The organism is Actinorectispora metalli, from assembly GCF_056323685.1.
In genome coordinates, this window is record NZ_JBREYE010000001.1 from 1,369,695 (window position 1) to 1,393,320 (window position 23,626).

Sequence of the window (23,626 nt, forward strand, 5' to 3'; positions counted from 1 at the left end):
CAGGCCGTGTCTTGGGCTTCTCAGCGGTGTGACGGGGCTGTTAAACCAACCTCACGCCGCAGGTAGAAGCTTTTGTCGCTTGCGAAACGCCTGCATATAGGCCTGGGCGGCAGGTGCGACGTAACCACCGTCACCTGCCGCCCACGGTCACGATTTGAGGTCAGACGCCTGCCCAGGCCAAGGAAGGCCGCGTCTGCGCCAGCACGCGCTGACGGAGGTAGAACCACCAGGTGGTCGCCACGCACACGCCGTAGAAGACCAGGATCACGCTGAGCGCGGGCGTGAGGGACTTGGTGCTCTCCAGCGAGATCTTGAAGACGTAGTTGACCAGCACACCGCCGAAGGCGCCGATGGCGCCCGCGACGCCGACGACCGCGGCGGCCTGCCGCTTGACGGCCTTGAGCGCGGCGTCGACGTTCTCGCCGGTCTCCTGGGCGCGCTTGCGGATCTCGGCGGAGAAGATGATCGGGATCATCCGGTAGGTGGAGCCGTTGCCGATGCCGCTGAGCACGAACAGCAGGATGAACGAGCCGAAGAACAGCCCGAAGCTGTTCAGCCCCACGCTGGTCATCACACCGATGGTGCCGACCATCAGGCCGAAGAACACCGCCATGGTGATCTTGCCGCCGCCGATCTTGTCGGACAGCCAGCCGCCGAAGGGCCGCGAGATCGAGCCGATCAGCGCGCCGAGGAAGGCCAGCGCGACCCAGCCCTTGTAGTCCACGAAGGAGATCTTGATCAGGGACGGGAAAGCGAAGGAGAAGCCGATGAACGAGCCGAACGTGCCGATGTAGAGGAACGACATGATCCAGGTGTGCTTGTTGCTCATCGCCAGCTTGTAGGACTTACCGTCCGGCTTGGCCGAGGTCAGGCTGTCCATGAACAGCCAGGAGCAGGCCACCGCGATGACGATCACCGGCATCCACACCAGTGCGGCGTAGGCCAGCTTGACGCCGGTGCCGAAGCTGATCACGATCGGCACCAGAAGCTGGGCTTGGGCCACGCCCAGGTTGCCACCCGCCGCGTTGAGGCCCAGCGCCAGGCCCTTCTTGCTCTCCGGGTAGAAGAACGAGATGTTGGCCATCGACGAGGAGAAGTTGCCGCCGCCGAAGCCCATCGCGGCCGAGGTGAGCAGGAAGAACCAGTACGGCGTTCCCGGCGTGGTGACCGCGAAGGCCAGCATCGCGCAGGGGATCAGCAGCAGGGTGGCGCTGATGGTGGTCCACACCCTGCCGCCGAACTTCGGCACCGCGAACGTGTAGGGGATGCGCAGCGTCGCGCCGACCAGGTTGGGCACGATCAGCAGCCAGAAGGTCTGGCCGACGCTGAAGGTGAAGCCGACCGCGGGCAGGCTCACCACGACGATGCTCATCAGCACCCACACGGTGAAGCCCAGGTTCTCGGCCAGGATCGAGAAGAACAGGTTCTTGTTCGCGATCTTCTTACCGGTCTTCTCCCAGAAGTCCGGGTCCTCCGGCCGCCAGTCGTTGATCCAGCGGCCCTTGGCCTTCTCCGCCGGAGGCGCCTGCGCCTCGACGTCGGTGGGCACCGCAATACTCATCGACTTCTCTCCTCGCATATGTCGGATCGCCGCTCCGACCCCGTCTGCCCCCGCGACGAAATGACCGTACGAAAAGCCCATTACCTGAACGTGAGTTGATGTGACGCCCGTGGAAACTCGACTTCACGGCGCCGATTCATGCTGGTGAGGTCACATTCGGCGCAGCAATCCGCTCGAATTGAGACCTATCGCCTGTGGAATTGTTGGCCAGGTCACGCGCTGCGGACCGCGGGCTCCTGTTCGGAAAGCCAGTCCACGATTCCGCACACGGCTTCGCGGCAGCCGCCGCAGCCGGTGGTGGCCCTGGTGGCGTCGGCCAAAGCGCCGACGCTGCGGGCGCCCGCCCGCCAGGCGGTGACCAGCTGGCCCTTGGACACGGTGTTGCAGCGGCAGACCACCGCGGCGGCGGGCAGGTCGACGGGGCTGGCCGAGCCGCCGCCCGCGGCGGGCAGCGCCCGGCCCAGCAGCAGCGCGAGCCGGTCGGTCGGCGCGGGCGCGCCGCGGTCGAAAAGCTGGGTGATGGTGGCCGCGGCGTCCGGCGAGCCGAGCAGAATCGCCCCGCACACCCGGTCGTCGCGCAGCACGAGCTTGGCGTAGCGGCCGCGGGCCGGGTCCTCCAGCCGCAGCACCTCGGCGCCCTCGGCGTCGGTCTCGGTGTGCACCTCGCCCAGCGCGGCGAGATCGATGTCACGGGCCTTGAGCCTGGTCACGACGGGTGTGCCCGCGTAACGGGCGGCCGGGTCGGTGCCGGTCAGCAGGTCGGCGAGCACGCCTGCCTGCTCCCAGGCGGGCTGCACGAGGCCGGATATGGTGCCGGGGTGCTGGGCGCAGTCGCCGATGGCGTACACCCTGGGATCGCTGGTGCGCAGTGAGTCGTCGATGAGGATGCCGCGGTCCACGGTGAGCCCGGCGCGGCAGGCCAGTCCCGTCTCGGCGCGCACGCCCGCGGAGACCACGACCAGTTCGGCGGGCAGGTGGCTGCCGTCGTCCAGCTTCACACCATCGCCCGCGACATAGCTGGTGGCCAGGGTGTTCATCCGGAACTCGATGCCCAGCGAGCGCAGCGAGTCGGCCAGCACTCGACCGGCGTAGGGGTCGAGTTGGCGTTCCATCAGGTGCCCGACCGGGTGCACCACGGTGACCAGCGCACCCCTGCCGACCAGCCCGCGGGCGGCCTCCAGGCCGAGCAGGCCGCCACCGAGCACCACCACGGGGGCGCCGGGGCGGGCCGCGGCGAGGATGCGTTCGCAGTCGTCCAGGGTACGGAAGGCGGCGACGCCCTCGGCGGGCTCGCCGTCCTCGTCGCAGAGCCCGTCGGTCGGCGGGATCCACGCCCTGCTGCCGGTGGCGATCACCAGCGCGTCGTAGTGGATCACCTGTCCGTCGGCGAGTTCCACCCGGCGGGCCTGGCGGTCGACCTCGGCCACGGCCTGACCGAGCCGCAGGTCGACGTTGTTGCGCTCGGCCCACTCCGGGTCGTTGAGGCGCACCGCGCCCGGGTCCATGGAGCCCGCCACCACGGCCGAGAGCAGCACCCGGTTGTAGGCGGCGTGACGCTCCTCGCCGATGACCGTCAGCGCGACCCGCTCGGCGGCGGGATCGCGTCGGCGGATCTCCTCGGCGAAACGCGCCCCGGCCATTCCATAACCCACGACCACAACACGTCGGGGACTCATCGGACCGTCCTCTCCGGTAACTCCGAATTCGGCTCCCCGACCCCACGGACCTCTCTGTCATCGGCAGGTTCGGTGATCGACTCCAGCCTTACGGCGGAAATCTTGAATTCCGGCATCCTGCTGATGGGGTCAAGCGCTGGATTGGTGATCAGATTCGCGCGCTGTTCCGCGGCGAAATGGAATGGCAGGAACACGGTGTCCATCCGCATGCTCGCGACACAGCGGACCCTGGCGCGCACGGTGCCCCGCCGCGAGCACACATCGGCCCACACCCCGTTGGCCAGACCGGCGCGGGCGGCGGTGTCCGGGTGCACCTCGACGAACGCTTCGGGCTGTGCCGCGGCGAGTTCGGCGACCCGGCGGGTCTGGGCGCCGGACTGGTAGTGCTGGAGCACCCGGCCGGTGGTCGCGTACAGCGGGTAGTCCTCGTCGGGCTTCTCGGCGGCGCCGCGGAAGGCGACCGGCACCATGCGGGCCCGGCCGTCCGGGTGGGCGAAGCGGTCCAGGAACAGCCGCGGCGTGCCGGGGTGGTCCTCGGTGGGGCAGGGCCAGTGCAGCGCCTCCCCGTCCAGCAGCCGCGAGTAGCTGATGCCCGCGTAGTCGGCGACGCCGCCCGCCGACGCCCTGCGCAGTTCCTCGAAGACGTCCTTGGGCTCCACCGGGAACCGCTCGGGGGGCTGGCCGAGGCGTACCGCGAGGTCGTGCAGCACCTCGAGGTCTGAGCGCACACCGTCCGGCGGGCTCAACGCCCGCTGCCGCAGCAGCAGGCGGCCCTCCAGGTTCGTCATGGTGCCGCTCTCCTCGGCCCACTGCGTGACCGGCAGCACCACATCGGCCATCTCGGCGGTCTCCGACAGCACGAAGTCGGCCACCACCAGCAGGTCCAACGCGGCCATCCGGTCGGTGATGTGCCCGGCGCGGGGTGCGGAGACGGCGATGTTGCTGCCGAACACCAGCAGCGCCTTCGGCCCGTCCGGGCCGCCGAGGGAGTCCAGCAGCTCGTAGGCGGAGCGCCCGACGCCGGGCAGCGTGTCAGCCTCGACGCCCCAGATCCCGGCGATGTGCGCGCGGGCGGCCGGATCGTCGATCTTGCGGTAGCCGGGTAGCTGGTCGGCCTTCTGGCCGTGCTCGCGGCCGCCCTGGCCGTTGCCCTGGCCGGTCAGGCAGCCCCAGCCGGAGCCGGGGCGGCCCACCAGGCCGAGGGTGAGCGCCAGGTTGATCCAGCCGGTGACGTTGTCAACGCCGGTGGCCTGCTGCTCGGTGCCACGCGCGGTGAGGATGTAGGCCCGGTTGGCCTCGGCCAGGATGCGCACCGCGGCCCGCATGTCGGCGGCGGCCACCCCGGTGACCCGCTCCGCCTGCTCGGGCCACCAGTTCAGCGCACTGCGCCACACCTCATCGAAGCCGTTGGTGCGTTCCCGCAGGTAGTCGCGGTCGGCGAGGCCTTCGGTGACGGCGATGTGCAGCATCCCCAGTGCCAGCGCGAGGTCGGTGCCGGGCGCGGGAGCCAGGTGCAGGGCGGCCTGCTCGGCGGTGGCCGTGCGGCGCGGGTCGATCACGATCAGCCCGCCGCGGCCGGTGGCTCGGCGCAGGTGCTGCACGAAGGGCGGCATGGTCTCGGCGACGTTGGCGCCGACCAGCAGCACAGCATCGGCCTCGCCGAGGTCGGTGACCGGGAACGGCAAGCCGCGGTCGACGCCGAAGGACCGGTTGCTCGCGGCGGCGGCCGAGGACATGCAGAACCGGCCGTTGTAGTCGATCTGGGAGGTGCGCAGCGCGACCCTGGCGAACTTGCCGAGCAGGTAGGCCTTCTCGTTGGTGAGGCCGCCGCTGCCGAACAGCCCCACCGCGTCCGGCCCGTGCTCGGCCCGGATGTCGGTGAGCCGCGCGGCCACGAAGTCCAGTGCCTCGTCCCAGGACGCGGGGGTGAGCTCCCCGTCGCGCCGCAGCAGCGGCGTGGTCAGGCGGCCCGGCGTGGTCAGCACAGCGGCCGAGGTCCAGCCCTTCTGGCAGAGACCTCCGCGGTTGACCGGGAAGTCACGCGGCGTCACTGCCGCCTGTCCCGACTCGACCCGCACGCTCATTCCGCACTGCAAGGCACAGTAGGGACAGTGGGTCGACGTTCCACCGTCGGCAGGCATGCGCCCTCCCCATTTGTCCGATCTCAGGCCGAAGGTAGGTCGGCCCCGTTACCTCGGGATGGCGCCATGTTTCAGGCATGCGAACTGGCGCCCACAACAGACAAGCTCACAGGGTGAGCCTGCTGGATGCCAGCGTTGACCGCTGAGAAAGCGGTAAGAACATTCGTCTTTTATGCATATTTAACGGTAGTTCACGTGCCACCGGTCACAGCAGCGGGCGGAGGTGCTGCGCCACCTGTCGCAAACCGGCAAGCGATTCCACAGTGGATCTCGGGTGCAGGGCGTTGACAGCGAGCCGGAACAGCAGTGCGCGCAGCAGCACCTGCGGCCACTGCGCCAACTCCCACCGCTCCACCAGTCCGGGATCGGCACTGCCCCAGGCCAGCGCGTCGACCACCACGACGGCGGCAGCCCACTCGGCGGGCCGCCAGTACGGCGAGAAGTCGATCACCGCAGGCGGCGCCGCCCCGGCGAACAACACGTTGCCGTAGAGGTCGCCGTGCACGATCTGCGGACGCAGGGTGACCGGGCGGCGGTAGTGGATCAGCTCCTTGAACAACTCGCCGCCGCGCTCGTAGTCCAGCGGGAGGTCCTGCTCGGCCCAGGCGAGCCGATCGGCGGTGGCGAACACATCGCTGCGCAGCGCGAGGAACCGCGGCCGCTCCAGTCGGGAGGTCGCCTCGTGCAGCCGCAGCGAGGCGGCGATCACCGCGTCGTAACGCGGCTCGGGGCGTCCCATCACATGCCGGGTGGCGGTCCAGCCGGACACCACCCAGCGGCCGTCGCTGGACAGCAGCGGTCGCGCAAGCCGGAGATTGGGCACGGAAAGCCCGTCCAGGGTGGCACCCACCCAGGCCGCCTCGGCGGGGTTGGAGGTCGGCTTGAACATGATGCCGCCGCTGCGCCAGACCCCGTCGATCTCCTCGACCTCGGCGTCCCGCGCACCGAAAGCCGCCCGCACATGCGGCGGCGGAGGTTGCGACGTCGGACCCACGATCGCGCACGGTACCCCTTGTGGGCGACAAAACGGCAGTGCCCATTAGCGGGGTGGATCAACAGGATTACCCCCATTCGGGGGTGATTTCCCGCCCATTCGCGGGCTGAACGGCGCAAACGTCGTTCAGCCCGCGGGCGCCTGCCTAGTAGGTAGGCAGGCTGGGGTCGATCTGGCGGGCCCAGGCGAGCACGCCGCCGCCGACATGGACGGCGTCGGAGAAGCCCGCGCGGTGCAGGGCGGCCAGTGCCTCGGCGGAGCGTTGGCCGGACTTGCAGTGCAGCACCAGCGGCTTGTCCTGCGGCAGTTCGGACAGCGCCTCGCCGGAGAGGATGCGGTCCTTGGGGATCAGCACCGAGCCTGGGATCTTCACGATCTCGTACTCGTGCGGCTCGCGGACGTCCACCAGCAAGAAGTCGTCACCGCTGTCGATGCGGTCCTTGAGCTCCTGCGGGGTGATGGTGTTGCCCGCCGCCGCGGTCTGGGCCTCGTCGGAGACGACGCCGCAGAACGCCTCGTAGTCGATCAGCTCGGTGATCTTCTCGCCCGCCGGGTCCTTGCGGATCTTGATGGTGCGGTAGCTCATCTCCAGTGCGTCGTAGACCATCAGGCGGCCCAGCAGGGTCTCGCCGATGCCGGTGATCAGCTTGATGGCCTCGTTCACCATGATCGAGCCGATCGAGGCGCAGAGCACGCCGAGCACGCCGCCCTCGGCGCAGGAGGGCACCATGCCGGGCGGCGGGGGTTCGGGGTAGAGGTCGCGGTAGTTCAGGCCTTGGCCGTCCGGCGCGTCCTCCCAGAACACGCTGGCCTGGCCCTCGAACCGGAAGATCGAGCCCCACACGTAGGGCTTGCCGGACAGCACGGCCGCGTCGTTGACCAGGTAGCGGGTGGCGAAGTTGTCGGTGCCGTCCAGGATCAGGTCGTACTGGCTGAAGATGTCCAGCACGTTGGTGGAGTCCAGCCGCACCTGGTGCAGGTTCACGGTGACCAGCGGGTTGATCTCCAGTACGGAGTCCCGCGCCGACTCCGCCTTCGGGCGGTTCAGGTCGGACACGCCGTGGATGATCTGACGCTGGAGGTTGGACTCGTCGACCACGTCGAACTCGACGATGCCCAGCGTGCCGACGCCCGCGGCGGCCAGGTACATCAGCGCCGGGCTGCCGAGACCGCCCGCACCGACGACCAGCACCTTGGCGTTCTTCAGCCGCTTCTGTCCGTCCATCCCGACATCCGGGATGATCAGGTGGCGGCTGTAGCGAGCGACCTCTTCCTTGGTCAGCTCCGAGGCCGGCTCAACGAGCGGCGGCAAAGTCGGCATCTGGGGTTTCCTCCCAATCGGCGGCCAACCATCTTCCTGCCCCGATTCAACACCGACCCCCCGCCGGGTGTTCCCTTCACCTGCCTGAAATGTGACGCGCTGCTCTGCTTCCGACAGGCCGAGGTACTCACCTGCGACCCAGACGACCACGCCCACGAGCAGAGCCAGCACGCCCGCCCCGAAGGTGACCCGGGATTCGACGTCGGCAAGGCCCGCATGGGCTTCGCTTGCGATGAGCAGCGCACCGACAACCACGGTGCACGCACACTTCAGGCGATACAAGAGAAGGCTCTGGCCACCATGCCAGAGGTAGATGCTCAGGCTGCCGATCACCATGACCAAGGCGCCGACGACGGCATCCGAGTTGCTTGGAAAGAGTTTCAGCCCGACGCCGAGCAGGTAGATGATCGCGGCGGCGACGAGGTTGGCCAGCAGGTTGACCCACACGTCCCGGAGGAATTTCGGCACGGTCGGTCATGACACAGGCCGCCGGTGCGGGGCGTCGAGTGGTAGGGGCCGCTCGTTAGCCGGTCGAGCCCGGTCGGTTATCCGGCCTGCGTGCCGTGCGGATACGGCCAGGGGTTGTACTTGCAGACCTTGCCGTCCTTGGGGATGCGCGCGCCCTGGGTGTCGCCCGCGATCTCCGACAGGTCGTTGTTCGAGGTGCTCAGGGTCTGCTGCATCATCACCGACGCCAGGCCGCCCGCCTCGCCGCAGGGCACGTGCTTCTTGTTGAAGAAGTGGCCGACCTCGTGGTTGATGGCGTACCGCCGGTAGGCGCCGTTGTCGCCGCCGAAGGCGATCGCACCGCGCACCCAGCGGGCGGCGTTGATGTAGACCCGGTCATCGCCCCGGTAACAGGACGTGTCGTAGGGGATCGGGTCGCCGTAGTCGCAGACCTGACGGGCCGACTCCTGCGACAGCAGCGTCACCCGGAAGCTGGGCTTGCCGGAATCCACCCGCTTGAGGGCGATTTTCGGGTCCGGCGACCCGGCCCAGCTCTGTGGGCTGAGCAGGGTGTCCTGCACCAGCCGCCCGAACGAGTCGTTGCCCTCGGCGAGCGTGACGCCGTCCTCGACCTCCACCGTGAAGGTGTAGAGCTTGCCGGTGCCGAACTGCTCCGAGTTGCCCGGCAGCACCCGATAGGTGCCGCTGCCCTTCAGCGGGATCTCCGCGCCGCCGGGCAGTTCCGCGGACGGGATGTTGCCCGCGAACCGCGCGCCGGGGGGCGCCTCGGACAGCGCGGGCTTCTCGTCGGCGGGCTCCAGCGGGGCCGCGGCCTGGTTGTCCCTCGGCTTCGCTGCGTCCAGCGCCGCGAGCACGGTCAGCACGAGCAGGATGGGCAGCGCGTAGACCTTCCAGCTGTAGACCGCCATCAGCGGGCGCTTGCGCTGCTGCTTCGGCTTGCGCACCGCGGTCGAGCCGGGATTCCAGGACGCCGCCAGCGGCTCACCACCGGTCCGTCGGCCGCTTCTGGCGTACCGACTGTCCGAAGTGGAGCGCATACCGCGGCCACCATCGGCGCGCTCGTCCGCGAGGTCGTCCTCTGCTGGATCGTCTGAGTCCGCTGCGGGGAGCGCTCGTCTGGTGGCCGCCGCGCGAGGTTCCTGCGTCGTCCGGCCCACGTAACAAGAGTGCCACATCACTCGAATGGAGTCATTCAGCGACCCACGATCACTAGCGGAACCTTGACGGTCCTACCAGGAGCCTGCCTCGACGGACTCCAGCATGCCCAAAACCGCCCGCGCCACCGTGGTGGGGCGCTCCATCTGGGCCACGTGACCGGTGCGCGGCAGCACCAGCAGCCGCCCGCGCGGGATGGCCGCCGCGGTGCGTGGCGCCTTGCGCACGGTGACCAGGCGATCCTCGGTGCCCCACACCACCAGGGTGGGCGCCTCGATCTGCGGCAGCAGCGCCCACATGGACAGCGGCTTGGGCATGCACCAGCTCTTGATCAGGCCCACCGCGGTGCGGCCGAGCGCGGCCCCCGCCCACGGCTGGCGCCCCAGTTCGTCGTACTCCGTGGCGGCCTCCAGCAGGCGCTGTTCGGACACCGAGGACGGATCGGCGTAACAGAGGCGCAGCATGCGCTCGGCCCGCTCCCGCGCGGTGACCGTGCGCAGTTGGGCGCGGGCACGCTCGGACAGGAACGGCAGGAAGGAAAGGTTGGCCAGCAGCAGCCGGGGGTCGGACATCCGCCGGGGGTCCGGGCGCAGATCGGGCATGGCGGGCGAGATCACGGTGAGCGTGCGCACCAGGTCCGGGCGGCGGGCGGCGATCTGCAACGCGATGGCGCCGCCGAAGGAGTTGCCGAACAGGTGCACGGGTGTGGCCTTGAGGCCGTCCAGGAACCGGCACACCGTCTCGGTGTGCGAGCGCATCGTGTAGTCGTGGTCGTCGCGGGGCTTGGTCCGGCCGAATCCGGGCAGGTCCAGCGCCATCCCGCGCATCGTCCCGGACAGCTGGCCCGCCAGGTCGGTCCAGTTCGTGGCGGAGCCGCCGAGGCCGTGCACGAACACCGCCAGCGGGGCGCGGCGGGTGGGACCGGGGGTGGCGCGCACGTGCAGCCGCAGACCATTGGCCTTCACGAAGCGGCCGGGCCATGCCGGCTGGTCATAGTCCAGGGGCGGGAGCCGCACCTCGGAAAACGCGATTCGCGTGACTGAACCCCGCTCCGGCACGGATACTGGGGCGGCTGGTGAACCGCTGGGCAGCGAGGCGGTGCGCTGCGCACTCTCAATCAGCGTCATATCTCTTACAGGATGCGCGCTCGTCGGTTGAAACGTTAACAGGTAACAAACAAGCCTTTACCGGGAAGTCCTAGGCAGCGTATTACTAACCAGTAAGGTCGTACGTCCTGGCCGTTAGGCTAGGGCGAACGCGAGGAGGGCTGGAGGCAGCATGACGGAGACGGCGCAGGATCTGACCCCGCCCGTGGGGCGCGGGGTTCGGCTGCCCCGCAACGCACGGCGTGCCCAGCTGCTCGCGGCCGCTCAGGACGTGTTCGTCGCCAACGGCTACCACTCCGCCGCCATGGACGACATCGCCGAGCGCGCCGGCGTCAGCAAGCCGGTCCTCTACCAGCACTTTCCGGGCAAGCTGGAGCTCTACCTCGCCCTGCTGGACACCCACGTTGACGAGCTTGTCGCGCGGGTGCGGGAGGCGGTCTCCTCGACCACCGACAACAAGCAGCGCGTGCACGCCGCCATCGCGGCCTACTACGACTTCGTGGACGGCGAGGGCCAGGCGTTCCGGCTGATCTTCGAATCCGACCTCCGCGGGCAGCCCGCCGTGCAGGACCGCGTGGAGCGGGCCACGGTGCTGTGCGCCCAGGAGATCGCGAAGCTGGTCAGCGAGGACACCGGCCTGGACGCCCAGCGCGCCCAGCTCATCGCGGTCGGTCTGGTCGGCGTCAGCCAGGTCTCGGCCCGCCACTGGCTGGACAACAACCGCGCCATCCCCAAGGAAGAGGCGGTGGCCCTGATGTCCACCCTCGCCTGGAAGGGCATCGGCGGCTTCCCGCTCACCCACTGACCTGTACGAGTGCGGCACCTGGCTCAGGTGCCGCACTCGCGTCCTGGGTCAGCGGCAGCCCGCCAAGTCGGGTGTCGCCGTGGCACCGCGGCGGAGGAGCACCTTGGTGCTCACGGCGGGTTTGCCGGGGGCGGTGCAGGTCAGCGTCCACTGCTCGTCCACAACGCTGTTGCCGACCGCCCTGGTGGAGGGGTTGACATCCCAGCTGAAGGTGCCGTCGGCTTTCGCGGTGAGGGTTGAGGTCAGCTTGGTCGGCACCTGGCGGCCGTCGCTGGTGGTGAGGTTGAACTCCTTGCTGATCTGCAACGCCGCGCCCGCCGCGACGGTGCCGGTCAGGACCGCGTGCTTGGTGCGGTCCGCGGCGGCCTCGGCGGCGCGCAGGTAGAGCTCACGCAGCCCGCCGGTCCCGGAGGCACCCAGGTACTCGCGGACCACACCGGTCTCGAACGGCGGGTGGAAGTTGCCCGCGCCGATCTCCACGGTGAAGCCGAAGCCGCTCGTGGCGTCGTAGGACCAGCGCTCGGTCATGCCGCCGACCTGCAACGACGACGAGTCGTAGCCCGGCGCGGAGCTCAGCCGGGAGCCCAGCGCCGAGTAGGCGGCGTCCTCGGGACCGGCGGGGCGCAGCACCACCTTGCCGTAGGTGTGGTTGCTGAGCAGCACGGTCACCTGGTGGGCGGACACCAGGTCGCGCACGTTCTGGCCCTCGGGCTCGGAGAACGGCCCGCCGCCCCGGTAGGTCTCCGAGGTGGTGCTGCCGCTGGAGCCGCTGTCGCCCCACCGCGAGCCGTAGTTGCGGTTGAGGTCGACGCCAAGCGACCGATTCTCCGAGCGGGCGCATTCACCCTGGGCGGGCACCTGACCGTCGCGAACCCGGCAGTTCTTGCGCTTCATCTCCTGCGTCATCGACCGCGAGATGTGGAAGCCGTCGGGATTCACCACCGGCACGATGATCACGCGCGCGGTGTCCAGGATCTTGGCGATGCGCGGGTCGGCGGCGTTGACCAGCAGGTCGTACCCGAACTCCATGGTGGCCTCCACCGAGGGCCACTCCCTGGCGTGGTGCGCGCCGGTCACCGTCAACACCGGCTTGTGCGCGCTCGCGGCGACGTCACGCGAGATCTCCAGCCCGCGGACAGTCCGGCCCTCCAGCGTCTTGTGCGGCAGCGTGATCACCCGCGTCTGTGTGGGGTACTTGCCGTTCAGCTGGGTGAGCTCGGCCTCCACCTCGGCGAGGGTGCGGTAGGCGTCCCGGCCGCTGGGCAGCGCCGAACGCGCGGTGACACGGGCGTACTCCGCATCGGCAGCGCGCCGCTGCTCGGCGAGGGTCTCCAGGTCGGCCAGGACCTGCCAGCGGACGCCGGCGGCGCGCAGCCGGGCGGCGTCGGCGGCATCGTGCAGAACAAGGTCGGCGCCCCCCACGACATCGAAGCCGAGCGCGGCGAGTCGCGCGGAATCGGCCGCGTCCACGCGGACCAGCAGCGGCCGGTCGGATCGCGCGTCGGCAGCGGGCGGAGCGAACAGGGCGGCGATGGCGAACAGGCACAGCAGTCGCCGTAGTCCGGTCATGAGCGTCTCCAAGGAGTGCAGGGATCCTCAGTGGACAGACGGGTATCGCCTGGTGGGAACAGGGTTCACCCACCAGAACAGCCCGATGCTAGCCCCCGCCGCCGACACCGGAGGGCCGCGTTTTCCACTTCCCGGCGTTGATTTCGTTGAACGGCAGCGTCATCGCCCGCAACCGGAACTTACGAAGGGCGGAAACCCGCCTCACCGATGCGCGGAAATCGACGTCACAGGAATCCCGGCCGAGGCCCGCAGCAACCGCGCCGCGATGGTGTCCATCGCAGCAGCCTGGGCCGTTCGCGGGCCGGGACAGCGAAAACCCACCCCAACGGGTGACCGCGACCGGCTCCACAGGGGAGGAGCCGGTCGCGGTCATCCTTTTCGGGTGAACGGCGGCCGTCCCGGTGAACGCCGCTCGCCCGGTTACTTCGCGGCGGCGCGGCGCGTGCGCTTCACCGCGGTGGCCTGCCGTACCAGCCAGGCCAGGTGGTCGACCGTCTCCTCCGGACGTTCCAGCGGGAGCATGTGGCCGACCCCGGGGAAGATGACCAGCCGGGCCGAGGGCAGTTCGGCGGCGATCACCCTGGAGAGCTTCTTGGGCGTGAGCCGGTCGGCCCCGCCGACCAGCACGACAACGGGCAGGTCCGCCATCGCGGCCAGGAACTCCTTGCGCTGGTGGCGGCCGATCGAGACGCGGAAGGAGGCCATGCTGACCGGGTTGTTCCCGGCCACCGCCTTCGCTACGTCGGCGACGTCGCGGCGGTCGGCGCCCTTGCCGAACAACAGCCAGCGCACCCCGGGCCGCAGCAGCGTGCTGCTCTTGAACAGCACCGCGCGCCGCGAACCGGCGAAGGCGTTGTTCAGCGCCACTTCGGCACGCGCCACCCCACGCACGGCGAACTTGGGCACGCCGAGCGAGGCCTCGGCGAGATCGCCGCAGGCGGTGCTGAGCAGTCCGACACCCGCCACCCGCTCGGCGAACAGGTCGGGGTGCCGCTCGGCCAGCGCCATGATCGTCATGCCGCCCATGGAGTGGCCGACCAGCACGACCCGGCCCTTGGGCACGCGCTCGGCGATGAGCTGGGCGAGGTCGTCGGCGACCTGCTCGATGCAGGCCGCCTCCCCCACCGCGGGCGCGGAGCCGCCGTGGCCGCGGTGGTCGTACCGCAGCACCCGCACCGGCTGTCCGGCCGCCTCGGCGAGGCCGTCGACGACCTTGCCCCAGGTGTGCATGTCCAGCGTCCAGCCGTGCACCAGCACCGCGGTGACCTCGGCGTCGCGGGGACCGGAGTCCATCACCTGCAACGCCGTGCCGTCCGCGGTGACGAACCGGTTGACCTCGGCAGGGCTCCACGGCGTCCTGCGGGCTGCCTCGCTCATGCGATCAGGTTGACGTTGCGCAGGAGCTGCTTGCCGGGACCGCCGATCAGGCCCGCGCCGTCCAGGAAGCCCATGATCCGCTCGCCCGCCCATTGCATGGACTCCCGGTGGTGCGGGTTGGCCTTGGCGACGCGGCGCGCTTGCTTGGGGTCCAACCCGACCGCCACGTAGACGTCCGGGTGGATCAGCGAGTCCATCACGAAGTGCGAGATGGTGGCCAGCATGAACCGGTGGTAGGCCCGCTCCGGCTTGCTGATCGTGGCCATGTACCGGGTGACCTCCTCACGCGCGAAGCGCACGTGGCGGGCCTCCTCCAGCACGTGGATGCGGTTGACCATGCGCACCAGCGGCTGCACGGTCTCATCCGCCATCGCCTCGCGCTGGAGCCGGTCCAGCACCTCCTCGGCGACGAGGATCGCGCCGTACATCGACGGGCCCCAGGAGATGATGTTGAGCAGCTTCGCCAGCCGGTGCACCTGGCCGCGCGGGCCGTAGGCGGGCACGCCGAACTTCTCGATCCCCCTGGCGAACATGATCGAGTGGCGGCACTCGTCGGCGATCTCGGTCAGCGCGTATTGCGCGTGGCGGTTGGTCGGGTTCTGGTCGTAGACCTGCTTGAGCAGCATCTTCATCAGGATGACCTCGAACCAGATGCCGGTCGATGCCACGCTCGCGGCCTCGTGCTTGGACAGCTCGATGCGCTGCTCCAGGCTGAGCGTTTCGTAGAGTGTGGTGCCGTAGAGGGAGATCCGGTGCTCCGGCGTGTAGAACTTGCCGGGTATGAGTTCGGCCTCCCAGTCGATGTCGACCTCGGGGTCGTAGGAGTTCTTGGCCGAGGAGTTCAGCAGCCGCTCGGCGGTCTTCTCTCGATCTGCGACCTGCAGAGTCCTGGTCATCTTCGCCTCACCACGTGAAGTGTTACCGGAAGTAACAGTTACTTCTGGTACTCTAACCTCGTGCGCGTGCCTGTCAAGAGGAAGCAGTCAAGCCAAGGTGACGCACGTCGCGAGCGGTGGAGTGAGCACCGCACCGCGCGACGTGCGGAACTCGTCGAGGCCACGATACGAGCCATTCAGCAGCATGGCGCGAACGTCGGCATGGACGAGATCGCCGCTGAGGCCGGGGTGACAAAACCCGTGCTCTACCGGCACTTCGCTGACAAATCCGACCTGTATCTCGCGGTGGGCGAGCGGGCGACCCAGATCCTGCTGGAGCGGATGGTCCCGGCCATCGACCTCAGCCACGATCTGAGCGTCCGCGAGCGCATCCGCCGTGTCATCGACGCCTACCTGGGCACCATCGAAGACTTCCCGGACCTGTACCGCTTCATGGTCCGACGCAGCTTCGCCCAGGTGGACACCGACCCGGTCTTCGCCAACGAGTCGATCATCGCCTGCATGCTGGCGCGCCTGCTCGGCGACTACATGCGGGCGCTGGACATGGACTCCGGCGCCGCCGAGCCCTACGCCTACGGCGTGGTCGGCGCGGTGCAGACCGCGGGCGCGTGGTGGCTGGACCGGCAGAGCATGAGCCGCGAGGCACTGTGCGGGTACCTGGTCGACATCGTGTGGTTCGCCATCGACGGCGTGACCAGGGCACACGGAGTGGAGATCGACCCCGATATGCCGCTGCCCCTCCCCGGCCTCGCGGAGTTCGACCTGGACGGGCTGCCCGAGAACGTCAGCTACATCAGGGACGCCAAATGACAGCACATGGAGGAACGGTGGCCGAGCACGCTGGTCATGACCACGACCACGACGACGAGGAGTTCCAGGGCGCCGCGGTGCTCGTCGCGGGCGAGCAGGAGGTGCCCGCCGGGGTGCGGCTGCGCGGCCGGTTCGAGCCCATCGACGGCCGCTTCCGCTGGTACGGCCGCGTCGAGCAGAACGACGCGCTGGACGAGTTGACCGCGGGCAAGGCCACCCAGGTGCTGATCCGCACCGAGGAGGGCGAGGCCGAGGGCACGCTGTCCGACCGCGACCCGTGGGGCAGGCTGCGCATCACCGGCGTCGGCCGCCCGCCGTTCCGCGTCGACCTTGACCTGCCGCCCACCGACTAAAACCTCTGGACATACGGAACCGGCGGCGCCGTTCGGGCGCCGCCGGTTCCGTTTTGGCTTGAAAAGCTGACTAGTTGCCGACCGCGAAACCGACACGACGCGCGTCGGCGGGGCCGATCTCCACGTAGGCGATCCGCTCGGCGGGCACCACGTACCGCTTGCCCTTGTCATCGACAAGGGTGAGCAGGGTGTTGCCGCTCAACGCCTTGGATACCTGCGACTCGACCTCATCCTGCGACAACGGACTCGCAACGACGAGCTCTCGCGGGGAATCCGCGACGCCGATCTTGACCTCCACGCCGACCTCCGACCGGGCCTTCTGTGACGATTTGTCAATCGCCAGGTTAATGGAATCCTCCGCCCGGCGCGGCGCAGACCGCTGTCCCGGACGTTGCGAGGAGGGAAGATGCCGATGCCGTCCCGCTAGCTCGTACATACCCGCCTACTCAAAATCCCGCCTTGAGTTTCCCCCGCAGTGTGTCTCATCGACCCTCGGCCGTTCTAACCGAGGCCCAATGCGTTCATCCGGCGGGTATGACTGGCCTGCAGGCGCTTGAAGAGAGCGGCGATCCCGGCCAGGTCACCAGAGCCGCCGATGATGAGCTCGGCCAATCCGTCGCGCTCCGCGACGATGTGCTGAGCCTGGGTGATCGCCTCGCCCAGCAGCCTGCGCCCCCACAGCGTCAGCCGGTCGCGAACCTTGCGATCATTCTCACAGGCCGCGCTGACCTCGCGTTCGGCGAAGGCGGAGTGCCCGGTGTCGGCCAGCACCTCCAGCACCAGCGCCTTGGTCGCGGGGTCCAGCCACTCGGCGACCTCGCGGTAGAAGTCCGCCGCCAGTCCGTCGCCGACATAGGCCTTGACCAGCGACTCCAGCCAGGTCTTCGGCGCGGTGGACGCGTGGAAGCGGTCGAAACCCACGGTGAACGGGCTCATCGCCGACTCGACGGCCACCCCCAGCCCCTCCAGGTGCTGCTCCAGCAGCCGGTAGTGACCGATCTCCGCGGCGGCCATCTTCGACAGCGCCGCCCGACCCGCCAGACTCGGCGCCGTCCTGGCGTCCTCGGCCATCCGGTCGAAGGCCGACAGCTCGCCGTAGGCCAGCGCGCCAAGCAGATCGATCACGCCGGTGTCCGCGGAAGAGTCGCTCATGGCACGCAGCCTAGCCCGGCCACGAGGCGGCAACGATCAAGCCTAAGTGACCGATGACACCCGAATTCGAGACAGAATGGCATTCCAACGGCTACACTACGGATCGATGCACGGCATTCTGCACCGCGAGGGTCGCCATACGGATTGGCGCAGCCGCGGTCAACGCAGGGGATACTTCATCCGCGGTCGTGCGTCTGAGCAGGCGGCATTGGAGCAGCCTGCTGGTACATGGCGCGCGCAACGCCTCGTGGCTCTCCCCCGGACTAGCGTCGGTTCAGCCGGCATTCGGAGCGGTCGAGACGCCAGGAGTCGTGCGTGCTGGCACGAGAGAGGCGATTCTCCTGAGCGTCACCAATTCCGATGTTTCACGCGATCTGAATACTGAAAGCGCGTCCATCGACGCCCCCTCGCTGGACAACAGCGAGACCGGTCTGCAAGAGACCGGCACCTCCCACCCGCTGACCGCAGGCTCCACCGCGAAGCCGGACTCCCCGTCCTTCGCCGAGCTTGGCGTCCGCGACGAAATCGTCAAGGCACTCGCCGACGTGGGCATCACCCACACCTTCGCCATCCAGGAGCTCACGCTTCCGCTGGCGCTGGACGGCGAGGACCTGATCGGCCAGGCCCGCACGGGCATGGGCAAGACCCTGGGCTTCGGTGTCCCGCTGCTGCAGCGGGTGGACAACCCCGGCGACGGCGTGCCGCAGGCACTGGTCGTCGTCCCGACCCGCGAGCTGTGCCTCCAGGTCACCTCGGACCTGATCAACGCGAGCAAGCACCTTGATGTGCGGGTGCTGCCGGTCTACGGCGGACGGCCGTACGAACCGCAGATCGCCGCGTTGCGGGCCGGTGTCGACGTGGTCGTCGGCACCCCCGGCCGCCTGCTGGACCTCGCCGAACAGCGCCACCTGGTGCTGGGCAAGATCCGCATGCTGGTGCTGGACGAGGCCGACGAGATGCTCGACCTCGGCTTCCTGCCGGACGTGGAGCGGATCCTCACCATGACGCCGGACACCCGGCAGACCATGCTGTTCTCCGCGACCATGCCCGGCCCGGTGATCACGCTGGCCAGGACGTTCCTGAACCGGCCGACGCACATCAGGGCCGAGGAGCCCGCGCAGAGCCAGGTGCACGAGCGCACCGAGCAGTTCGTCTACCGCGCCCACGCGATGGACAAGGTGGAACTGGTCGCCAAGGTGCTGCAGGCCGAAAGCCGCGGGCTGGCGATGGTCTTCACCAGGACCAAGCGGACCGCGCAGAAGCTCTCCGACGAGCTCACCGACCGCGGCTTCGCCGCCGCGGCCGTGCACGGCGACCTCGGTCAGGGCGCCCGCGAGCAGGCGCTGCGGGCCTTCCGCTGCGGCAAGGTCGACGTGCTGGTCTGCACCGACGTGGCCGCCCGCGGCATCGACGTCGACGACGTCACCCACGTGGTCAACTACCAGTGCCCCGAGGACGAGAAGACCTACGTGCACCGGATCGGCCGCACCGGCCGGGCGGGCCGCACGGGCGTCGCGGTCACGCTGGTGGACTGGGACGAGGAAGCGCGCTGGAAGATGGTCAGCGACGCACTCGACCTGGGCATGCCGGAGCCGGTGGAAACCTACTCCACCTCCGACCACCTCTACAGCGACCTCGGCATCGACCCGACCGTGACGGGCAGGCTGCCGCTGGGCCGCCGCACCCGCGCCGGGCTGTCCGCCGAGCCGATCGAGGAGGACGAGGGCGGCAGGCGCAAGCGCGGCAAGTCCCGCAGGCGCACCCGCGCGGGCGGCAAGTCGCAGGCCGAGCCCTCCAACTCCGAGCAGCCCGCCGAGGGTGCCGACGAGGCAAGGCCCGCGCGCCGCAGGCCCCGTCGCCGCACCAGGGGCGGAGCCAACGCGGAGTCGGTCGACGCCGGTCAGCCCACGGCATCCGGCGAGAACACCGATGAGACCCGCAGCCCCAGCAGGCCGCGCCGACGCCGCCGTAGGGGCGGGGTCGAGGTCTCGGAGGCAGCCGGCGAATAGCATCAGGGCCAGCGTCTGGTGTGCCGGGAGGTCATGGGGTGAAGAAGTCGTTCCGCACCAAGGGAGACCTGGTCGGGCTCGCGCTGCTGATGATCGCGATCATCGGCGGCGCGAGCCTCATTTGGTACTACAGCGATGCCAGGGCGACCACCCTGGAGACCTCGCAGGCACCGCAGGTCAACATCGGTGAACCCGCGCAGCTACCCGCCACCCTGAGCCAGGTCTGGTCGGCGCCAAGCGCCGCCACCGTCCGGCCCGCGGTGGAGGGCGGCACCGTGGTCACCGGGGACGCGGGCCAGGTGATCGGGCGCGACGCGATCACCGGCGCCCAGCGCTGGCGCTACGCCAGGGATCTCGAGCTGTGCACCGTCGCCCCCGCCTGGCAGGGCGTGCTGGCGGTGTACCGCAAGGACCGCAACTGCAGCGAGGTCACCCACCTCGACGCGGCCTCGGGCAAGCGGGGGCCGCAGCGCAACGGCGATGCCGAAGCGGGCACCCAGCTGCTCTACGACGGACGGCATGTGGCCACCACCGGCCGGACGCTGATCGAGGGTTGGCGCAGCGATCTGGTGCGGACTCTGCAGTACGGCACGCTGCCCACCCCGGTTCAGCCGGGCAAGCAGCCGAGGACCGGCTGCGTCTTCGACTCCTTCGCGATGGGCCGCGACCGGCTGGCCACCACCGAGCACTGCCCCGACGTGCCCGAGGCCCGGCTGACCGTGCAGAAGCCGGACCCGAAGAACCCGGAGCCGCCGGAGGAGTACTTCAGCGTCGTCCTGCCCGACATCAACTCCGCGAAGGTCGTCGCGGCCAATCAGAGCTGGGTGGCCGTGGTCGCGTCCGACCCGGCGCGGCTGGTCGTCCTGGAGGGCGCGGGCGGCGCCAAGGCGGCCGAGTACCCGCTGCCCGATGCGGACTTCGCCAAGGTCTCCGCGATCGCCGACACGTCCTTCGGTCCCGCCGTGTACTGGTTCACCGGATCGTCCACCACCGCACTGTCCACCGAGGACTTCCGTCCGCTCTGGACGGTGCCGGGCACCCTCGGCACCGCGATCCCCTACGCGGGCAGGCTGCTGGTGCCGGTGCCCGCCGGGCTCGCCGTGCTTGACCCGGCGACCGGCGCGCAGGAGCGGGTGATCCCGGTGGACCGGCAGGGCTACCAGGGCCCGGTCCGGTTGGCCTCGGGCGGTCAGGTCGTGCTGGAGCAACGCGGCGGCACGCTGTACGCGCTCAAGTGACGGCAATGAGCGCCGCGGTGCGGCAGACTCATTTCTCGTGACGACGCAACCATCGCAGCTCAGCCCGCATCGGGGTGCGCCCACCCTGTTGGACGGCCGGTACGGGCCCATCGCCGCGCTGCGCGCCTCGTCAGCATCCGCCTCGGCGATCGCGCTGCTCGTACCGGGCTACACGGGTTCCAAAGAGGACTTCTGCCCGCTGATCGACCCGCTGGCCGAGGCCGGTTTCGAGGTGCTCGCCATCGATCTGCCCGGCCAGTACGAGTCGCCGGGCCCTGACGACGAGTCGCTCTACCGGCCGCAGGCCCTGGGCGGGGTGCTGGCCGAACTGGTCGGCAAGCTCACCGCCGACGGCCGCCGCGTGCTGTTGCTCGGGCATTCCTACGGCGGCCTGGTGGTTCGCGGCGCGGTGCTCTCCGGGGCGCCGGTCGCCGGGGTGACGCTGCTGTGCACCGGTCCGGGTGAACTACCGCCCGGCCCCCGCCGCGCGGCGCTGGACGTCGGCGAGTCGGCCCTGCGCGGTGAGGGTGTCGCGGCCGCGTACCGCATCCGGCAGGAGCTGGACGCGGCCAAACCCGGTGCCGGGCTGTTCTCCCAGCAGCTGCGGGACCTGCTCGAGGCCCGCTTCATCGGCTCGGCGCCCGCGGGCCTGCTCGGCATGGCCGACGGTCTGCGCTACGAGTCGGACCTGGTGCCCCAGCTGGCCATCGCGCTGCGTCGCTCCAGCGCCCCGTGCCTGGTGGTCTGCGGTGAACATGACGATGCCTGGCCACCACCCACCCAACGCGATATGGCCGAACGCCTGGACGCCGACTTCGCGGTGATCCCCGGCGCCGCGCACAGCCCCAACACCGAGAATCCCGCCGCCCTGCTGGCCACCCTCATCCCGACCTGGCACACCTGGCTGTCGTGACGGGTCAGCCCCACCACCAGAACCAGAACACGGCGAAGGTGATGACGCAGATGCCCACGACGGCGAGCCAGGCGAGGGGGCCGAGGCGGCGGTCGGCGTAGTACTGGAGGGCGCCCGCGGCGGTCGCCGCGGTGAAGTGGACGGCCAGCACGACGAGGCCGGGGCCGGAGTAGGCACGTTGCAGTGCGAACAACTGGGCGCCGAGGACGACCACGGCCAGCAGGAACAGGCCGGCGGCCAGCGAACCGCCGAGTCCTCGGACGCAGGCGCCGAGGAACGTGCGCCGGTTCGGGGCGTCGGCCTGCTCGCGATGGGGACTGTGCGCCATCTCCAGCGTGTCCAGTCGTCCTTGACGGTGAAAGCGGGTTTGCATCAGGTCGCCAACATCGACCAGGGTTCCAGGTCGGGGGCCGCCTGCCGGCCCGGTTCGCAGTGGCGGCGGAAGTCGCACCACGAGCAGTGGGTACCCGCCCTCGGCGGGAACACCTCATCCGGGTCGGCGCCCGCTGCCACCGTGTCGGTGGCCAGCCGAAGCTCGTCCGCGGCCTCCTCTGCCCTGGTCAGGTGCCGCCGCAGCGATTCGTCGGTGTGGTCCCAGGCCGCCACCTCGCCGGTCGGCAGGTGGTGCAGTTCGACCCGGCGGCACGGGCGGCGCAGGGTGCGCCGCGTGGCCAGCGCATACAGCGCCAGCGCCTGCGAACCGCGGGCGTCGTCGGTGGTCAGCGCGTGGCGACCGGTCTTGTAGTCGACCACCACCAGTTCGCCGTCCCGCTCGTCGATGCGGTCGACCCTGCCCTCGGCGATGATGCTGTTGGCGGGTGTGGACACCCAGCGCTCCAGCCCGACAGGGTCGGCGGTCACATCGGTGCCGGAGACGTAGTCGCGGACCCAGCCCTGGGCGCGTTCGCGGTGCTCCGCGGCCTGGTCGGCATCCCGGAACCCGTCGCTTTTCCAGCCGGTGCGCACCAGGTGCGCCGCCTGGTCGGGGGTTCTGCGTTCGACGGGGAGGTCGAAGAAGGCCCGCAGCGCGTTGTGCACCACCGCACCCAGCGAGTTATGCGCCCACGCCCCGCCCCTCGGCGGCGTCGGCCGGTCCACATAGGACATCCGATAGCGGCGAGGACAACTCGTCCACGTGGCAAGCCGGGCCGGTGTCACCCGCACCAGCTTGCGCGGCAAGTCTCCCAGTTCCAGCGCTCCCTGCACTCCCCTCAGGTTACGCACGCGCCATCGCCTGGCACAGTCGCCATGCCGATGGGCCGCTACGCGCGTTCAGGCGCCCCGTGCCGCTCGGTCAGCCACCAGACCGTGATGATCGCGCCCGCGGTCAACAGCAGCGTTCCCACGATCTTGATCACGTCACCGACCACCGGCAGCGCGCCGAGTTCCCCCGCCAGCAGATCGAAGAAACTGTGCGCGATGGCGGCGGGCCACAGCGAGCGGACCTTGGTGTAGACCCACCAGAAGCCGACTATCCACACGATCGCGAGCCCGACGGCGGCCGGGCCGTAGTAGAGGTGGAAGGCCAGCCGCAGCGCGACCAGCACCGCGATCTGCGCCCACGCGGGCCACCGCAGTCGCAGCATCACCGCCATCGGCAGCGCCAGCACGACGATTTCCTCCAGCAGCCCCGCCGTCAGCCCCACCAGCCAGGCGATAGCGCTTCCGCTGTCCGAACCCGAGGACGGGTAGCTCATCGGAAAGGCGGCGTCGAGCAGGTACTTGGTCTGGAAGCCCAGCCACATCGTGAAGTAGAAGACGGCAGTCGCGGCGAGAAATCCGCCCGGCACCCGCCTGCCCCGCCCGAGCCCCAACTCGTGCACGTTCAGCCGAAGTTTCCGCCGCGCGATCACCATCGCCCCGGCAGCCGCCGCCAATCCGGCCCCGATCCAGGCGGCCACCTCCCACAGCGAGCCGCCCTCGGGTCGGTCGACGGGGCTGCGCAGAATCGAGACCGCCATCCACACCGCCGGTCCGAAGGCGACCGCGTAGGTGCCGAGTACCAGCGCCCATGCCGCGAGCTGCCACCGCCCGGACGGCCTGGCCAGCGCCTCAGGGCTCACGATCGATTCAGGCACGCCC

The 23,626-nt window shown here is 69.8% G+C and carries 21 protein-coding genes; 6 read left to right on the forward strand and 15 right to left on the reverse strand.

All coding sequences use genetic code 11. The features are described from left to right. Positions 1-160 precede the first annotated feature (160 nt). The 7 genes from ACU6XJ_RS06230 to ACU6XJ_RS06260 all read right to left on the reverse strand — a co-directional run bounded on the left by ACU6XJ_RS06230 (position 161) and on the right by ACU6XJ_RS06260 (position 10,332). Entirely contained in the window at positions 161-1,561 is a 1,401-nt protein-coding gene (locus ACU6XJ_RS06230) for an MFS transporter (protein WP_476307546.1), read from the reverse strand. A gap of 212 nt (positions 1,562-1,773) precedes the next feature. After that, a complete protein-coding gene (locus ACU6XJ_RS06235) occupies positions 1,774-3,237 on the reverse strand; it encodes an FAD-dependent oxidoreductase (RefSeq protein WP_476307548.1) in 1,464 nt (487 codons plus the stop codon). Continuing rightward, positions 3,234-5,378: a molybdopterin oxidoreductase family protein gene (locus ACU6XJ_RS06240; RefSeq protein WP_476307550.1), complete on the reverse strand. Its 2,145-nt coding sequence runs from the start codon at positions 5,376-5,378 to the stop codon at positions 3,234-3,236. Before ACU6XJ_RS06240 ends, ACU6XJ_RS06235 begins: the two co-directional genes overlap by 4 nt. Positions 5,379-5,583: 205 nt before the next feature. Then, the gene (locus ACU6XJ_RS06245; protein ID WP_476307552.1) at positions 5,584-6,372 is read right to left on the reverse strand and encodes a TIGR02569 family protein; all 789 of its coding nucleotides are present in this window, start codon (positions 6,370-6,372) and stop codon (positions 5,584-5,586) included. Between the two features lie 145 nt (positions 6,373-6,517). After that, positions 6,518-7,693: an adenylyltransferase/sulfurtransferase MoeZ gene (moeZ, locus tag ACU6XJ_RS06250; protein WP_476313816.1), complete on the reverse strand. Its 1,176-nt coding sequence runs from the start codon at positions 7,691-7,693 to the stop codon at positions 6,518-6,520. A gap of 545 nt (positions 7,694-8,238) precedes the next feature. Continuing rightward, a complete protein-coding gene (locus tag ACU6XJ_RS06255; protein WP_476307555.1) occupies positions 8,239-9,198 on the reverse strand; it encodes a DUF3152 domain-containing protein in 960 nt (319 codons plus the stop codon). 192 nt (positions 9,199-9,390) lie between these two features. Continuing rightward, complete coding sequence (locus tag ACU6XJ_RS06260; protein WP_476307556.1) at positions 9,391-10,332, reverse strand: alpha/beta fold hydrolase; 942 nt, start codon at positions 10,330-10,332, stop codon at positions 9,391-9,393. Between the two features lie 262 nt (positions 10,333-10,594). On the opposite strand from ACU6XJ_RS06260, the gene ACU6XJ_RS06265 reads away from it, so the two are divergent. Then, positions 10,595-11,227: a TetR/AcrR family transcriptional regulator gene (locus ACU6XJ_RS06265; protein ID WP_476307558.1), complete on the forward strand. Its 633-nt coding sequence runs from the start codon at positions 10,595-10,597 to the stop codon at positions 11,225-11,227. 48 nt (positions 11,228-11,275) lie between these two features. On the opposite strand, the gene ACU6XJ_RS06270 is transcribed toward ACU6XJ_RS06265, so the two are convergent. The 3 genes from ACU6XJ_RS06270 to ACU6XJ_RS06280 form a co-directional block, all read right to left on the reverse strand. Then, entirely contained in the window at positions 11,276-12,796 is a 1,521-nt protein-coding gene (locus ACU6XJ_RS06270; protein ID WP_476307561.1) for a M14 family zinc carboxypeptidase, read from the reverse strand. A 420-nt stretch (positions 12,797-13,216) separates the two neighbouring features. Next, positions 13,217-14,173, reverse strand: a complete 957-nt coding sequence (locus ACU6XJ_RS06275) for an alpha/beta fold hydrolase (RefSeq protein ID WP_476307563.1) — start codon at positions 14,171-14,173, stop codon at positions 13,217-13,219. Then, complete coding sequence (locus ACU6XJ_RS06280) at positions 14,170-15,069, reverse strand: AurF N-oxygenase family protein (RefSeq protein ID WP_476307564.1); 900 nt, start codon at positions 15,067-15,069, stop codon at positions 14,170-14,172. Before ACU6XJ_RS06280 ends, ACU6XJ_RS06275 begins: the two co-directional genes overlap by 4 nt. A gap of 66 nt (positions 15,070-15,135) precedes the next feature. On the opposite strand from ACU6XJ_RS06280, the gene ACU6XJ_RS06285 reads away from it, so the two are divergent. Both ACU6XJ_RS06285 and ACU6XJ_RS06290 read left to right on the forward strand, forming a co-directional pair. Beyond that, on the forward strand, positions 15,136-15,879 hold the full coding sequence (locus ACU6XJ_RS06285) for a TetR/AcrR family transcriptional regulator (RefSeq protein ID WP_476307566.1): 744 nt from the start codon (positions 15,136-15,138) through the stop codon (positions 15,877-15,879). A gap of 17 nt (positions 15,880-15,896) precedes the next feature. Beyond that, positions 15,897-16,232, forward strand: coding sequence for a DUF4873 domain-containing protein (locus tag ACU6XJ_RS06290; protein ID WP_476307568.1), 336 nt, complete (start codon positions 15,897-15,899; stop codon positions 16,230-16,232). Positions 16,233-16,302: 70 nt separating this feature from the next. On the opposite strand, the gene ACU6XJ_RS06295 is transcribed toward ACU6XJ_RS06290, so the two are convergent. Together ACU6XJ_RS06295 and ACU6XJ_RS06300 are read right to left on the reverse strand one after the other, a co-directional pair. Continuing rightward, complete coding sequence (locus ACU6XJ_RS06295) at positions 16,303-16,530, reverse strand: DUF3107 domain-containing protein (protein ID WP_476307570.1); 228 nt, start codon at positions 16,528-16,530, stop codon at positions 16,303-16,305. A 203-nt stretch (positions 16,531-16,733) separates the two neighbouring features. Continuing rightward, positions 16,734-17,384, reverse strand: a complete 651-nt coding sequence (locus tag ACU6XJ_RS06300; protein ID WP_476307571.1) for a ferritin-like fold-containing protein — start codon at positions 17,382-17,384, stop codon at positions 16,734-16,736. 311 nt (positions 17,385-17,695) lie between these two features. Here ACU6XJ_RS06300 and ACU6XJ_RS06305 point away from each other — a divergent pair, with 311 nt between their 5' ends. From ACU6XJ_RS06305 to ACU6XJ_RS06315, 3 genes are read left to right on the forward strand one after another with little or no spacing between them, the layout of a single operon-like run. Beyond that, positions 17,696-19,393: a DEAD/DEAH box helicase gene (locus ACU6XJ_RS06305; protein WP_476307573.1), complete on the forward strand. Its 1,698-nt coding sequence runs from the start codon at positions 17,696-17,698 to the stop codon at positions 19,391-19,393. Between the two features lie 38 nt (positions 19,394-19,431). Then, complete coding sequence (locus ACU6XJ_RS06310) at positions 19,432-20,631, forward strand: Rv3212 family protein (RefSeq protein ID WP_476307575.1); 1,200 nt, start codon at positions 19,432-19,434, stop codon at positions 20,629-20,631. A gap of 37 nt (positions 20,632-20,668) precedes the next feature. Further along, on the forward strand, positions 20,669-21,544 hold the full coding sequence (locus tag ACU6XJ_RS06315) for an alpha/beta fold hydrolase (RefSeq protein ID WP_476307577.1): 876 nt from the start codon (positions 20,669-20,671) through the stop codon (positions 21,542-21,544). Positions 21,545-21,548: 4 nt separating this feature from the next. Here the strand turns inward: ACU6XJ_RS06315 and ACU6XJ_RS06320 are convergent, their stop codons facing one another. The 3 genes from ACU6XJ_RS06320 to ACU6XJ_RS06330 are packed head-to-tail and all read right to left on the reverse strand — an operon-like array spanning position 21,549 to position 23,622. After that, positions 21,549-21,917 carry a hypothetical protein gene (locus ACU6XJ_RS06320; RefSeq protein WP_476307579.1) on the reverse strand — a complete coding sequence of 123 codons (369 nt, stop codon included), beginning with the start codon at positions 21,915-21,917 and terminating at the stop codon, positions 21,549-21,551. After that, entirely contained in the window at positions 21,917-22,750 is an 834-nt protein-coding gene (locus tag ACU6XJ_RS06325) for a RecB family exonuclease (protein ID WP_476307581.1), read from the reverse strand. The genes ACU6XJ_RS06320 and ACU6XJ_RS06325 overlap by 1 nt, the downstream gene beginning before the upstream one ends. A gap of 56 nt (positions 22,751-22,806) precedes the next feature. After that, a complete protein-coding gene (locus ACU6XJ_RS06330; RefSeq protein WP_476307583.1) occupies positions 22,807-23,622 on the reverse strand; it encodes a CPBP family intramembrane glutamic endopeptidase in 816 nt (271 codons plus the stop codon). Positions 23,623-23,626: the final 4 nt, after the last annotated feature.

Excerpts from the sequence above, each read along its gene's own strand:
- ACU6XJ_RS06230 (WP_476307546.1), bottom strand. The coding sequence starts at position 1,561 with ATGAGTATTGCGGTGCCCACCGACGTCGAGGCGCAGGCGCCTCCGGCG.
- ACU6XJ_RS06235 (WP_476307548.1), bottom strand. The coding sequence starts at position 3,237 with ATGAGTCCCCGACGTGTTGTGGTCGTGGGTTATGGAATGGCCGGGGCG.
- ACU6XJ_RS06240 (WP_476307550.1), bottom strand. The coding sequence starts at position 5,378 with ATGCCTGCCGACGGTGGAACGTCGACCCACTGTCCCTACTGTGCCTTG.
- moeZ (WP_476313816.1), bottom strand. The coding sequence starts at position 7,693 with ATGCCGACTTTGCCGCCGCTCGTTGAGCCGGCCTCGGAGCTGACCAAG.
- ACU6XJ_RS06255 (WP_476307555.1), bottom strand. The coding sequence starts at position 9,198 with ATGCGCTCCACTTCGGACAGTCGGTACGCCAGAAGCGGCCGACGGACC.
- ACU6XJ_RS06265 (WP_476307558.1), top strand. The coding sequence starts at position 10,595 with ATGACGGAGACGGCGCAGGATCTGACCCCGCCCGTGGGGCGCGGGGTT.
- ACU6XJ_RS06270 (WP_476307561.1), bottom strand. The coding sequence starts at position 12,796 with ATGACCGGACTACGGCGACTGCTGTGCCTGTTCGCCATCGCCGCCCTG.
- ACU6XJ_RS06275 (WP_476307563.1), bottom strand. The coding sequence starts at position 14,173 with ATGAGCGAGGCAGCCCGCAGGACGCCGTGGAGCCCTGCCGAGGTCAAC.
- ACU6XJ_RS06280 (WP_476307564.1), bottom strand. The coding sequence starts at position 15,069 with ATGACCAGGACTCTGCAGGTCGCAGATCGAGAGAAGACCGCCGAGCGG.
- ACU6XJ_RS06300 (WP_476307571.1), bottom strand. The coding sequence starts at position 17,384 with ATGAGCGACTCTTCCGCGGACACCGGCGTGATCGATCTGCTTGGCGCG.
- ACU6XJ_RS06320 (WP_476307579.1), bottom strand. The coding sequence starts at position 21,917 with ATGCAAACCCGCTTTCACCGTCAAGGACGACTGGACACGCTGGAGATG.